Consider the following 12,428-nt stretch of genomic DNA (forward strand, 5'->3'; position numbering starts at 1 on the left):
TGTGCGTTTCTGGCCCTCGTTTTGGGCGGATCAAGGGTTGCGTTGGACATCCCTGTGCCTGACACGTTATTCTCGGATCATGCTCCAATCGTGTTGCAGCCAGCTTTTCAAAGGAGATCACCATGAACCTACCTTACGAATCCGCCCATGAAGAATTGCATTACATCAATCGCTCGGGCTGGTTACGGGCATCTGTTTTGGGGGCCAATGACGGCATCGTATCGGTTTCATCCCTGATCGTCGGTGTTGCGGCGGCGGACCCAAGCCCGAATGCGATTTTGGTGGCCGGGGCGGCGGGGCTTGCGGCGGGTGCAATGTCTATGGCGGCTGGCGAATATGTGTCGGTCAGTTCGCAATCGGATGTGGAGCGCGCCGATATCGCGCGTGAAAAGCAGGCCCTGATCGACACGCCGGAAGCCGAAGAAGCAGAGCTGGCTTCGATCTATCATGCCCGTGGACTGTCGCTTGAAACAGCCAAATTGGTGGCACGCGAACTGACCGAAAAAGACGCGCTCGGCGCGCATATCCGCGACGAGCTTGGCCTGTCCGATGTCCATGCGGCCAATCCGATGCAAGCGGCACTTGCGTCGGGCTTCACCTTTACCATCGCCGCGGCGCTGCCGCTTATCGCAGCCATTCTGGCACCTAGTGACAAGATTATCCCGACCGTGGTGATCGCGACCTTGATCTGTCTTGCCGGTCTGGGTGCTTTGGGCGCACAAGTCGGCGGCGCGCCCAAGCTGCGCGCGACGGCCCGCGTCTTGTTTTGGGGGGCCGCTGCCATGGCCATCACGGCCGCTGTGGGGCATCTCTTTGGGGTCAGCGTTTAAGGGCGGCAATCGGGGGGCGGTAAACCCGATCAGACCGCCCCTTCAGATCCCCGCTGGGGCAGTCACCGTTGTCAGCGTTGCGGTGGTTAGAAGGATAAGCGCGACAAGGACGGCTTCGATCGCGATGGAACGGCGCAGTTTTACCGCGGCGTCCTGATCCTGGCGCAGCAACGCGGGTGTCAAAAGCAGCTTGTTCCAAGCCGCCAACCCCAGCAGCGCCGTAAAACTGCCGATCTTGAGGATGAAAAGCTGCCCGTAAGCTGTGGTGATCGCGGTCAGGGGGTTGCCCGTCAAAAGCCATAAGGTGACCACGCCCGACACCGCAATTACCCCGACAAACCAGACGGCAGATTGGCCGAAACGATGGGCAAGCATCCCCGCAGTTGCCCGATCCGTCCCCGCAAGCCGGTAAAGCGGCGCAAAGGCTCCGATCCAGAACGCCACGGTCACAATGTGCAGGGTGATCAGCAGGCCAAGTACGATGCGCGGTTCGGCCAGCGCGTGCCCCCGAAACGCAAAGGACGCGGCAACCAGCACTGCGCCGATCACCGACAGGGCAGTTCCGATGCGCGCGGGGATCAGCAGCGCCAGAACAAGCGCCAGCCCGAGGAGGCGCAGGGCAATGCTTGTCCCCAGCGGGCTTTGCGCGACCATTGTCAAAATCATCGGGTCAAAAGCACCCTCCCAGGTGCCGCCCATCAAAAAGCTGGCCCGCAGGGGCAGCCGCGCGACTGACAAAACCGCCGCGGCAAGCGCGCAGAACACCGCAAGGCGCACAAGCCACCCGCGCTCAACGGCGGGCAGGGGGCGCAATGAGACGTAGGACAACACGGACCCCGCCGCAGTCAGGGACGTGGCATAGACCAGCGCCTTGACGCAGATCGCGATCCAGATCAGCGCGTCGGCCCCTGCTATTGCATCCAACATGGCCTTCTACTCGGCGATGTTAAAGCTGAACTGGCCCTGCATGGGATGCCCGTCCGCTGCCAGACCGCGCCATTCCACCGTGTATGCACCCGCCGAAAGCGCGGGCGGTGTGGCGGCAAAATCGCTGACGGGTTGCATGTTATCGCTGCGTGTCAACGCGTGGTCCGTACCGTCTTGGTCGCGCAAGGAAATCAGGGTCACGCGAAGGGGCATGTCAAAGGTCATGGCGATGGTTTCGGGCGATATTGCGAGGACCGCACCATCCGCTGGCACCGTCGCCTGCTTTTTGGAATGTGCGGCGGTCTGGCCCGCTGCAAAGGTCAGGGCAAACAGGAAAACCGCGGCAAGTGTTATGGGGCGTCTCATGGCAAATTCCTTTTAAAACAGTCTAGTTGATACCGTTAGCACGTTGCACCGCGCGAACATATGCCACGATTGTGCCGATGTCTGCGGCGGTCAGCCCCTTGACCGGGGCCATGTCGCCGAAAGTCCAGTGGTGCGATTTTACCCCGTACAGGGCGGCCCGCTCAAAGGATATATCGCCGTGATGACCGGGTTCGTAAATCTTGTGGATCAGCGGCGGGGCGATGCCGTCACGTCCGGCACCGTTGGTGCCATGGCAATCCGCGCAGCTGGCGTTGAATGCGGTTTCGCCCATCTTCTCGCGCGTGCTCAGTGATGCAGGCAGGGTTACGGTGACCATAGGACCGCCCGGCGTGGTTTCGGCCACCGGTTCTGACGCTGTCGGCCATAAAAGCCACAGGCCCCCAAGGGTCGCAACGGCGGCGGTGATCACGGCGATTTTGATGCGCATTGTGCTGTCTTCCATTTCACTCAAAGGGGCGCTGGCCGGAGAATAACCCCGGCCAGCCGCGTGTTTGTTTATTCCGGCATCATGGCGTTGACGGCATACATGCCATCCGCGCCCTTGATCAGCATCAAGATGACCTCATCGCCTTGCGCAACACCGTCGATGACGGCGTCGGGGGTCAGGGCCATGTCCATCGTCATCGCAGGCCAGCCGATTTCGGGGATCGGTTCGTGGCTGACATTGACGGTGCCGTCACCGATGGCATTGACGATGGCCTTGGCGTGAACCGCGCCTTCGATCTGTGCGTCGCTCATCGGCATGTTGGAATGGTCCATGGTCGAATGGTTTGTTTGCGCCATCGCCATGGGCGCGGTCAGGGTCAGTGCAGAAATCAAGAGAGAGAGGGTTTTCATAAATCGTCCTTTCGGGTTGGGGTGTTATTCGGCGGGGTGGGCAGCTGCGGCGATGCCGTCTGGCTGCAACAAACTGCGGTTGACCCGTTTCAGGGCCAGCCGCTTCCAGATCACAAAGATCGACGGAATGACGAAAAGCGTAAGCAGCGTGGCGGTTGCCATACCGCCCAGCATCGGGGCTGCGATGCGTTGCATGATTTCCGATCCGGTGCCGGTGCCGTACATGATGGGGATCAACCCGGCAAAGATCGTGGCAACGGTCATCACCTTTGGGCGCACACGCAGCAATGCGCCCTCAAAGACAACTTCCTCGACGTCCAGCGGGGTCATCGCCCGCGCTTCGGCTGCGGCCAGTTTGCGGCGCTTTTCCCATGACAGGTTGAGGTAGAGCAGCATGACGATAGCGGTCTCGACCGCGACACCGGCAAGGGCGATGAACCCCACCAGAACGGCGACCGAGATGTCAAAGCTCAGATACCACAAGAACCACACGCCCCCCGCCAATGCGACGGGCAGGGCGGCCAGAATGATGCCGACTTCGATCACACGGTTGAATGCCATGAACAGCATCAATGTGATAATCAGCAAGGTTGCAGGCGCGACCAGCTTGAGCCGCTCTTGCATGCGCTGGATGTATTCATACTGCCCCGACCACGTGATCGAATAGCCGGCCGGCAATGTGACACCGGCGGCCACGGCGGCGCGGGCTTCGTCGACATAGCCACCCAGATCGCGGCCCGCGATGTCGATGAACACAAACCCCGTGCGCCGTGCGTTTTCGGACCGGATCATGCCGGGACCGTCAACGATGCTGATCTCGGCCAGGGCCCCCAGAGGGACATGCGCCCCCGACGGCGTGACCACCGGCAGATCGCGCAAGCGTTCGGGGCTGTCGCGCCAGTCTTGCGGATAGCGCAGATTGATCGGAAAGCGTTCCAGCCCCTCGACAGATTCAGACACCTGCATGCCCCCGATCGCGGTTTGCACCACGTCCTGAATGTCGCGCACGCTCATCATAAAACGGGCGGCGGCGTCGCGGTTGGGGTTGATCTCGATGAACCGCCCGCCGATGGGACGTTCGGCATAGGCCGAGGTCGTGCCGTCAATTTTGGACGTGATGCGTTCGACCTCGATCCCGATCTGTTCGATCACGCCAAGGTCGGCACCAGATATTTTCACCCCCACCGGTGTTTTGATGCCCGTGGCCAGCATGTCGATCCGGTTCTTGATCGGCTGTATCCACACATTGGTCACACCGGGGATCTGCACGACGCGGTCCAATTCGGCGCGGATCTTGTCCATCGTCATGCCCGCGCGCCATTGCGCTTCGGGTTTCAGCTGGATCGTCGTCTCGATCATGGTCAAGGGGGCCGGATCGGTGGCGGTATCGGCGCGGCCCAGTTTGCCATGCACGGTCAGCACCTCGGGCACGGTCGCGATCAGGCGGTCGGTCTGTTGCAGCACCTCACGCGCCTTGCCAATCGACACACCGGGGTAAAGCGAGGGCATGTACAGAAAATCACCCTCGTTCAGCTCGGGCATGAATTCGGTCCCGATGCGCTGCAAGGGCCACGCCATCGACGCCACCAGCACACCTGCCAGAACGGTCGTCGCCCACGGCCACGCAACCGCTGCATCCAGAAAGGGGCGGTAGACCCAGATCACCAGCCGGTTGAGCGGGTTCTTGCGTTCGGGGATGATCCGGCCGCGCACGAAATACCCCATCAGCACCGGCACCAGCGTGATCGACAGGATCGCGGCAGCGGCCATGGCATAGGTCTTGGTAAAGGCGAGCGGTTTGAACAGCCGGCCTTCCTGGCTTTCCAGCACAAACACCGGCAGAAAGCTGACCGCGATAATGGCGAGCGAAAAGAACAGCGCGGGGCCGACTTCCTCGCAACACTCGGTCACGATGCGCCAGCGGTTCTTGTTGGTCAGCTTTTCGGTCTCAAGCCTTCGGTGCATGGCTTCGATCATCACAATCGCCGCATCCACCATTGCGCCAATCGCGATGGCAATGCCGCCCAGCGACATGATATTGGCATTCACCCCTTGCAGCTTCATGATGATAAACGCCGCAAAGATACCCAAGGGCAGCGACAGCAGGATCACCAGCGATGATCGCAAATGCAGCAAGAACGCAGCGCAAACCAGCACAACCACGATGAATTCTTCGGTCAGCTTGTGTTGCAGGTTTTCAATCGCGCGCTCAATCACGCCTGCGCGGTTATAGGTCGTCACGATCTCCACGCCCTCGGGCAGGCTGGCGCGCAAGACGTCTATGCGCGCCTCGACGGCCTTGATCGTGGTCAGCGCATTGCCGCCCCACCGCAGGATCACCACGCCGCCCACGGCATCGCCTTCGCCCTCGAATTCACCCACACCGCGTCGCATTTCCGGCCCAAGCCGGATGTCGGCCACATCGCCCAGCGTGATGGCGGCACCGCGCGCGTTCACGATCAACGGCGCTTTGGCGATGTCGGCCAATTCGTCAACATAGCCGGTCGAGCGGACCATGAATTCGGCCTCTCCCATCTCGATCACGCTGCCGCCTGTTTCGCGGTTTGCGCCCTGGATGGCGGCCCTGACCTGTGCCAGCGGGATGTCATAGGCGCGCAGTTTGTTGGGGTCGACCACGACCTGATATTGCTTGACCATGCCGCCGATCGTGGCCACCTCGGAGACACCATCGACGGTCTGTAATTCGTATTTGAGGAACCAGTCCTGAAGCGTGCGCAGTTCAGCCAGATCATGCCCGCCGCTGCGGTCGATCAGGGCATATTGATAGATCCAACCCACACCGGTCGCATCCGGCCCAAGCTGGGGGGCCACCCCTTCGGGCAGATTGGCGGTGATCTGGCCCAGATATTCCAGCACCCGCGTCCGCGCCCAATACAGATCGGTGCCGTCTTCAAAGACGACGTAAACATAGCTGTCGCCAAAGAACGAAAAGCCGCGCACGTCGCTTGCCCCCGGCACGGCGAGCATCGCGGTGGTAATGGGATAGGTGATCTGGTCCTCGACGACCTGCGGGGCCTGACCGGCATAGGACGTGCGCACAATCACCTGCACGTCCGACAGATCGGGGATCGCATCCACAGGGGTCGTGCGGATGGCCCAGACCCCCGCCACAGCCATCATAAGCGCCAAGGCAATCACGATCACCCGGTTCGCGATAGAGGCGCGGATCAGGGCGGCGATCATTGGGTCGCCCCCGACAGTTTGGCGAACCCGACCAGCGTCATCGAGAAATCAGGATTGCGGCTGAGAAGCAGGTTGATTTCCTGACCCAGCGGCAGGCTGGCCAGATCGACCAAAGGATCAACGGCAAAACCCATCGTCATGCCGGGCATCCCGATATCCATCATCGGCCCATGGGTGATGTTCGCCATCCTTGCGGCCGGATCAACGGTATTGATCGTGCCTGTCACCTCGATTGGCGGGGCGGCAGGGTCGGCTGCCGACAGGATCATGGTCATGCCATCAGGGCGCGCGAATGTCAGGGTCATTTTCTGGCCGATGGCCAGAGCAGCCGTATCCAGCGCGGGGTCCACGGCGAAGCCCATCGTCATGCCCGGCATGCCGATCTGGGTCATGGGGCCATGGGTGATCGTCGCCATTCCGGTGGCGGGGTCTATTGCATCAATCGTGCCGGAAACCACGATGGGTGGGGCCGCAGGTTCAGGCGTTGGTTCAGCCACGGCTTCAGGCATCGCGTCGCTGCGCAGGGCAACAATGGTGAACAACCCGTCTTCGCCCTTGGACAGGTCGAATTCCACAGGCTGGTCAAGCGGCACATCGGCGGCATCAATTCCCGCGACATCCATGTCCATCTGCATCGCAGGCCAGCCCAAGGCGGGAATGGGGTCATGGGCCATCGTCAGTTTGCCGTCGCTTGTCACGGCCAGAACACGCCCCATGCCAGTGGCAGCAATGCCATCGTCGCTGCCAAGGGCGATCAGGCTGAGCAGGCCATCGGCACCGCGCGCGGCCTGAAAGGCAACGTCCTGACCCGCCGCAAGCCGATCAAGGGCTAGGTCGGCACGGATGGCAAAGCGCGATGTCATGGCAGGCCAGTCCAGCGCCTCGAGCGCGCCGTGGCGGATCGTGGCGACCCGCGTCTTGGCGTCAAGCGCCACCAATGTGCCGGTGCCGCGTGCAGGTGTTGCATCGGTCGGGGCCATGCGCATCAATCCCGCATTCAGCGCGCTTTCGCTGTCGATCAGGAATTGCGCAGAGGCCACAACCTCTTCTCCGGCGGCAAGACCCTGTACAACTTCGGTCCGGCCCCCTTCGCCGAAACTGTCGCGCAGGCCGGTGGTGATCAGGCGGGGTTTGAACGTGCCTTCGCCGGTTTTCAGGATCACGCGTTCGGCCGACCCTGTGCGGATAATCGCTTCGGTCGGGACGGTCAGCGCCATGCGCGACTGGTTCGGTGTCAGGGTGACGGTGCCAAACATATTGGGACGCAGCAGGCCATTTGCATTGTCAAAGCGCAGACGCACCGGCAAGGTCCGCGTCTTTGCGTCAAGTTCGGGATAGATATAATCGACTTTGCCCTCAAAGACCTGCCCGTGCAGATGTTCGAACTGCGCCACTGCCTGCATGTTATCGGTCAACCGCGCGATATCGCGTTCAAACACATCAACGACCAGCCAAACCGCACTGGTATCGGTCAGCGACATCGCCCTCACGCCGGGTTGCAAATACATGCCCTCTGCGGCCTCGAGCGAAATGACAACACCGTCCTGCGGGGCAAGCACTTGGATATTTCGGGCGATTTCGCGGCTGGCTTCAACCTTTTTGATCTGCTGTTCGGACATGCCCAGACTGCCGAGCTTGCTGCGGGCGGCGTCAACAATGCGGCGGTCACCGGCCTCGAGCGCGCGGATCAGATCCCCCGAGGACGACCCGATCACCTGCGAGAACATCTCGAACAGCACATCGCCTTTGCGCACCGGATCGCCAACAGCACGCAGGTTCAGCTTTTCGATCCAGCCGTCAACGCGGGTGTGAACATGGCTGGTCAGGTGTTCGTCATAGCGCACAAAGCCCACGGTTTCGATGCGCGGCGAGATTTCAGCGGTCTGTGCAATCGCCGTGCGCACCCCGATGGCGTTGATCTCGGCGCGCGACAGCGTCACTTCTGCGGGATCGCCCGACGGTTCCTGCCCCGCCATCACAGGGATCAGATCCATCCCCATCGGTGATTTCCCGGGGCCGGGTTGCCGGAAATTCGGGTCCATCGGGGCGACCCAATACAAGATTTCATCCGCTCCGTTTCCGGCCATTTCGGACGGGTTCAGATACAGTCTTTCCAGAAATACGCCACCTGCCACACCGACAGAGAGTGCAAGAACACTCAGGGCTGAATATCGTCCACGCATGGTCACCTCGACACCGGCCTCGTTCGCGAAGCCGTGTTTGATCAATCACAAATGTGCTGCCCGCAAAGCAGGGGCAGTCACCCGAAATTCATCAAATCTGTTGAGGAGGGCGGTCTTTTGTCTCGCGGGGGAATGAGGGCAGGCCGCTGTGATAATCACACGGCTGGCCATTCGTGAGGAATGCGTCTGACGCGACCGAGGCGACAGGCAGCGAGGCTTCCTGGAAGCAGCAGACCGAGGACATGCAATGCACCGGATTTTCGTGATCGCTGTGGTCTGGTATCGTACTCTGCGCGGCAGGTGCCATCGACGAATGATCCATCGCCGAATGATCCATCGGACCGGATGCCATCTGGTGCAGCGTTGGCGCGTCCTGCGAAGCCACAGCGGCGCTTGGCAAAATGGCATTCATCAGCAAGGCAAGGACAAGGACCAACGATCCTATCCCGCGCAGCTTGGACCAAGGTCCTGATTTGTGCAAATCACCATTCATGCGCTCTTAATCTCTTTGGCGCGCGCGGAATTCAAGTGAGAACTTTGTGATCAAAGGCGGCGGGGGTGAAACATTTCGCGCGATAGGCAGCATTTTTCCGGCCAAGTTGATCTGTGTCAAAGACAAATTCAGATGGGCGAATGTATTTGGCGCATCAATCAAGGGACGTCGGAGACGTTCAAAGGGCCTTGGCACAGAGCAAAGCCGCGCCTGATCCACCCCCGTCCCAAAGGACACCGAGATGAAACATACTTTCGCTGTGAACCTTGGCCCCGCCAAAGCCGCGTCGGGAATTCTGTCAGGACCATCAGCGTTTCGCCCGGTTTTTCATGAATTTGCGGGGCGATTGCCCAGCCGACGAGGCATGGAATGAGCGATAAAAGCGATACAGGACTGCCCTTGGAAATCATCAATCATAACGGGGGCAGCCCCGCAGGCGTCGCGGCACGTGGCTGGTTTCGCAAACGCTATCTGCTGGTGCTGCTGGTGCCGGTGTTTCTGTTTACCGGTGCGGTGATCGGGATGTATTTCCAGCCGCCGGGCCTGCAAAAATTCTATGCGCTGACAGGGTTGCAGCCGGGCGGCGGGTCTGCGTCCCCGATCGCGCTGCCGCCCGACATTGATCTGCCTCAGGACATGGTCGAAACCATGCGCGTGACCGATGTGGTGGGGCTTGCGCGGCTGATGCCACGCGGCGATGTGTCGGTCGTGGCGGCTCCGTTTGGTGCGGGCGATGCAAGGGTGGCGGAACTGCTGGTGGCCGAAGGCGACAGGGTCGAAAAAGGCACGCCGGTGGCGCGGCTGGACAATCACGACGTGCTGGCCGGTGCGGTTCTGCTGGCCGAGGCCACGGTTGCCATCCGCGAGGCCGCGCTGGTGCAGACCCGTGCAAGTGTCCAAAACAGCCGTGACGAAGCGCAGGCGGCGCTGGATCAGGCCCGCAGCGCGGCAACCGAGGCGGAAACCGATCTGGCCCGCACCCGCGCGCTGTTTGACCGCGGTGTTGCCACCCGCAGCACATTGGATGCGGCATCGGCGGCCAGCCAGCAGGCATCGCTTGCGGTTGCCAAAGCCCAAGCGACCCTTGCGCGTTTTGCCGCCGTGGCGGTGGACCAGCAACCCGATGTGATCGTGGCGGCGCGCAATCTGGATGCGGTCAAGGCCGATCTGACCCGCGTGCGGCGTGATCTGGCACGCGCTGATGTGCTGGCCCCGATCAAGGGGACGGTGTTGAACATCCACGCCACAGCGGGGCAACGCCCGCCCGCAGACGGCATCATGGAAATCGGCGATACCGATCACATGATGGCCGAGGCCGAGATTTATCAGGACCGGATCGTTCAGGTTCAAAAGGGCCAACCGGTGGAGCTGGTCTCGACTGCGCTTGGCCGGACATTTCAGGGGCGGGTCAGCTTTATCGGGCTGACGGTCGGACGGCAGGGGTTGGTGTCGGATGATACGGCGGCCAATACCGATGCACGGGTGATCCGCGTGTTGATCGAACTGGATGCGGCGTCATCCCTGCTGGCATCGCGCTTTACCAATCTTGAGGTCATCGCCCGTATCGACACCCACGCGGCCGTGGTGAAATGAAACGTCTGTTGCGCGCGATCCTGGGACGTTTGCCGATTGGCTGGCTGCAATTGACCCACAGCCGCCCGCGCTTTGCCGCCGCCCTTGCCGGTGTGGCCTTCGCCAATGTGCTGGTGTTTGTGCAACTGGGGATCATGAATTCGATGGCGACCGCGACCATGAAGCCTTACGGATTTTTCAACGCCGACATCATGATATCGTCTGGGGATGCGAATTCCATGACCGAGGGCGGCAATGTCGCACGGCAATGGTTGCTTCAGGCGCTTGGCGATCCGCAGGTGGTTTCGGGCGCGGGGCTCTTTGTCGGAAACGTATCATGGCAACGCCCGACCAAGACGCTGGGCCTGACGACCTATGGGCTTGACCCGACGATCGGTTTTTTTGCCCCCGCAATCGCTGGCAAAGCGGCGGTTTTGCAATTGCCGGGGGCGGGGTTGCTGGACCGGTTCAGCCGTGGCCTGCCCAAAGACGTGGCCGCCGCGATCCGCCCCCAGACCCCGCTGTCCTTTGAGGTGTCGGGCGAAACATTGACCCTGTTCGACACATTCGCAGGGGGCGGGGGCTTTGGCGGTGACGGCTATATGATGCTGTCCGACCAAAGTTTTTTGCGGCTTTTTCCGGCGCGCACCTCAGCGGCCCCCGATCATATCTTGTTGCGCATCGCTGCGGGGGCTGATCCCGACACGGTTGCCGCGCGTTTGGCGGGGCTGATCTCGGACAAGAGCTTGCGGGTGCGCAGCTTTGCCGCCGCCGCGCAGGAAGACCTGTCCTACCAGCAAACCAAACGGCCCACGGGGATCATATTCGGCTTTGGCGTGATCATCGGCATTCTGGTGGGGATCGTGATCGTCTATCAGGTGCTGTCCACTGATGTGTCCGACCACATGCGCGAATACGCGACCTTCAAGGCGATGGGATACAGCCATCGTTTCTTCCTTGGCATCGTGCTGGAGGAAGCGCTGATCCTTGGGGTGTTGGGGTTTATCCCGGGTTTCCTTGTGGGAACGGCGATCCTGACCGGCATGGCGGCGGCGACCACGCTGCCTTTGCAGATGACCTTTGGCATGGCCGCATCGGTGTTTGTGGGCACCGTGATCGCCTGCACCTTGTCGGGGGCCATCGCCACGCGGCGGTTGGTGCGCGCTGATCCCGCCGATCTGTTCTGATGGGGTATCGCAATGGGCAGCAATGATCCGATCGCCGTCACGGGGCTGAACCACTGGTTCGGCACAGGCGAGGCCCGCAAACAGGCGGTTTTCGATGTGAACCTGACCGTGGCGCGCGGCAGCCTGACGGTTCTTGTGGGGCCATCGGGGTCTGGCAAGACCACCGTGCTGACGCTGCTGGGGTGCCTGCGCGAGGTGCAGGACGGGTCGGTGCATCTGTTGGGGCATGAATTGCACGGCGCGCATCCGACGCTGCTGACGAGCCTGCGCCGAAGGCTCGGGTTCATCTTTCAGGCGCATAACCTGCACGAAAGCCTGACCGCGCAGCAAAACGTGATTATGGGGCTGGATGTTCATGGCAGATTGTCCGCCGGTCAGGCCGAAGCTGCGGCGGACCATGTGCTGGACCTGGTCGGGCTGGGGGACCGTCTGGCGTATCTGCCCGCCAATTTGTCAGGCGGCCAGAAACAACGGGTCGCCGTGGCGCGTGCCTTGGTGGGCAACCCCGATGTGATCTTTGCCGATGAACCCACAGCCGCGCTGGACCGTGAAAGCGGCGCGAATGTCGTGGCGATGATCAAGCGCCTTGGCCATGAACGCGGCACCACCACGGTCATGGTCACCCACGACAACCGCATCCTTGATCAGGCCGACAGGGTCATCACCCTGGAGGACGGGCGCATTGTGGATGATACGCTTTAGGGTTTTGTGATGCCGCCAATTCATTCCCCCGGCCTGCGGGCGGATGAATTTTACCCGAATGGATTGCGTTTTTTGATTTTGCTCAATCGGCGCGACGTCTCGCTTG

Annotated in this window: 12 protein-coding genes; 5 read left to right on the forward strand and 7 right to left on the reverse strand. The window is 61.4% G+C overall.

Going from position 1 to position 12,428, the window contains the following annotated elements; genetic code table 11:
• Positions 1 to 122 precede the first annotated feature (122 nt).
• Positions 123 to 830, forward strand: a complete 708-nt coding sequence (locus ACSQ13_RS05395; protein WP_176250047.1) for a VIT1/CCC1 transporter family protein — start codon at positions 123 to 125, stop codon at positions 828 to 830.
• A gap of 42 nt (positions 831 to 872) precedes the next feature.
• On the opposite strand, the gene ACSQ13_RS05400 is transcribed toward ACSQ13_RS05395, so the two are convergent.
• From ACSQ13_RS05400 to ACSQ13_RS05430, 7 genes are all read right to left on the reverse strand, one after another.
• The gene (locus tag ACSQ13_RS05400) at positions 873 to 1,757 is read right to left on the reverse strand and encodes a copper resistance D family protein (RefSeq protein ID WP_295508807.1); all 885 of its coding nucleotides are present in this window, start codon (positions 1,755 to 1,757) and stop codon (positions 873 to 875) included.
• Between the two features lie 6 nt (positions 1,758 to 1,763).
• A complete protein-coding gene (locus ACSQ13_RS05405) occupies positions 1,764 to 2,123 on the reverse strand; it encodes a copper resistance CopC family protein (protein WP_295508805.1) in 360 nt (119 codons plus the stop codon).
• A gap of 22 nt (positions 2,124 to 2,145) precedes the next feature.
• On the reverse strand, positions 2,146 to 2,571 hold the full coding sequence (locus ACSQ13_RS05410; protein ID WP_295508803.1) for a c-type cytochrome: 426 nt from the start codon (positions 2,569 to 2,571) through the stop codon (positions 2,146 to 2,148).
• Positions 2,572 to 2,639: 68 nt separating this feature from the next.
• Complete coding sequence (locus tag ACSQ13_RS05415; protein WP_176250043.1) at positions 2,640 to 2,981, reverse strand: copper-binding protein; 342 nt, start codon at positions 2,979 to 2,981, stop codon at positions 2,640 to 2,642.
• Positions 2,982 to 3,005: 24 nt separating this feature from the next.
• Positions 3,006 to 6,185 (reverse strand): efflux RND transporter permease subunit, encoded by a 3,180-nt coding sequence (locus tag ACSQ13_RS05420; RefSeq protein ID WP_295508800.1) that lies wholly within the window; start codon positions 6,183 to 6,185, stop codon positions 3,006 to 3,008.
• The gene (locus ACSQ13_RS05425; RefSeq protein WP_308791275.1) at positions 6,182 to 8,413 is read right to left on the reverse strand and encodes an efflux RND transporter periplasmic adaptor subunit; all 2,232 of its coding nucleotides are present in this window, start codon (positions 8,411 to 8,413) and stop codon (positions 6,182 to 6,184) included. Before ACSQ13_RS05425 ends, ACSQ13_RS05420 begins: the two co-directional genes overlap by 4 nt.
• 46 nt (positions 8,414 to 8,459) lie before the next feature.
• Positions 8,460 to 8,861 carry a hypothetical protein gene (locus tag ACSQ13_RS05430; RefSeq protein ID WP_295508798.1) on the reverse strand — a complete coding sequence of 134 codons (402 nt, stop codon included), beginning with the start codon at positions 8,859 to 8,861 and terminating at the stop codon, positions 8,460 to 8,462.
• A gap of 241 nt (positions 8,862 to 9,102) precedes the next feature.
• Between ACSQ13_RS05430 and ACSQ13_RS05435 the strand changes: the two genes are divergently transcribed.
• The 4 genes from ACSQ13_RS05435 to ACSQ13_RS05450 are packed head-to-tail and all read left to right on the forward strand — an operon-like array spanning position 9,103 to position 12,322.
• Positions 9,103 to 9,234 carry a hypothetical protein gene (locus tag ACSQ13_RS05435; RefSeq protein ID WP_435988228.1) on the forward strand — a complete coding sequence of 44 codons (132 nt, stop codon included), beginning with the start codon at positions 9,103 to 9,105 and terminating at the stop codon, positions 9,232 to 9,234.
• Positions 9,231 to 10,454, forward strand: coding sequence for an HlyD family efflux transporter periplasmic adaptor subunit (locus ACSQ13_RS05440; protein WP_295508795.1), 1,224 nt, complete (start codon positions 9,231 to 9,233; stop codon positions 10,452 to 10,454). Before ACSQ13_RS05435 ends, ACSQ13_RS05440 begins: the two co-directional genes overlap by 4 nt.
• Complete coding sequence (locus tag ACSQ13_RS05445) at positions 10,451 to 11,620, forward strand: FtsX-like permease family protein (protein WP_295508792.1); 1,170 nt, start codon at positions 10,451 to 10,453, stop codon at positions 11,618 to 11,620. Before ACSQ13_RS05440 ends, ACSQ13_RS05445 begins: the two co-directional genes overlap by 4 nt.
• A gap of 12 nt (positions 11,621 to 11,632) precedes the next feature.
• The gene (locus ACSQ13_RS05450) at positions 11,633 to 12,322 is read left to right on the forward strand and encodes an ATP-binding cassette domain-containing protein (RefSeq protein WP_176250038.1); all 690 of its coding nucleotides are present in this window, start codon (positions 11,633 to 11,635) and stop codon (positions 12,320 to 12,322) included.
• Positions 12,323 to 12,428 lie beyond the last annotated feature (106 nt).

Source organism: Sulfitobacter sp. SH22, from assembly GCF_965641905.1.
Classification (GTDB): domain Bacteria; phylum Pseudomonadota; class Alphaproteobacteria; order Rhodobacterales; family Rhodobacteraceae; genus Sulfitobacter.

Bases quoted from the DNA above. Each gene is read 5' to 3' on its own strand.
- ACSQ13_RS05395 (WP_176250047.1), top strand. From the start codon at position 123: ATGAACCTACCTTACGAATCCGCCCATGAAGAATTGCATTACATCAAT.
- ACSQ13_RS05400 (WP_295508807.1), bottom strand. From the start codon at position 1,757: ATGTTGGATGCAATAGCAGGGGCCGACGCGCTGATCTGGATCGCGATC.
- ACSQ13_RS05405 (WP_295508805.1), bottom strand. From the start codon at position 2,123: ATGAGACGCCCCATAACACTTGCCGCGGTTTTCCTGTTTGCCCTGACC.
- ACSQ13_RS05410 (WP_295508803.1), bottom strand. From the start codon at position 2,571: ATGCGCATCAAAATCGCCGTGATCACCGCCGCCGTTGCGACCCTTGGG.
- ACSQ13_RS05415 (WP_176250043.1), bottom strand. From the start codon at position 2,981: ATGAAAACCCTCTCTCTCTTGATTTCTGCACTGACCCTGACCGCGCCC.
- ACSQ13_RS05420 (WP_295508800.1), bottom strand. From the start codon at position 6,185: ATGATCGCCGCCCTGATCCGCGCCTCTATCGCGAACCGGGTGATCGTG.
- ACSQ13_RS05430 (WP_295508798.1), bottom strand. From the start codon at position 8,861: ATGAATGGTGATTTGCACAAATCAGGACCTTGGTCCAAGCTGCGCGGG.
- ACSQ13_RS05435 (WP_435988228.1), top strand. From the start codon at position 9,103: ATGAAACATACTTTCGCTGTGAACCTTGGCCCCGCCAAAGCCGCGTCG.
- ACSQ13_RS05440 (WP_295508795.1), top strand. From the start codon at position 9,231: ATGAGCGATAAAAGCGATACAGGACTGCCCTTGGAAATCATCAATCAT.
- ACSQ13_RS05445 (WP_295508792.1), top strand. From the start codon at position 10,451: ATGAAACGTCTGTTGCGCGCGATCCTGGGACGTTTGCCGATTGGCTGG.
- ACSQ13_RS05450 (WP_176250038.1), top strand. From the start codon at position 11,633: ATGGGCAGCAATGATCCGATCGCCGTCACGGGGCTGAACCACTGGTTC.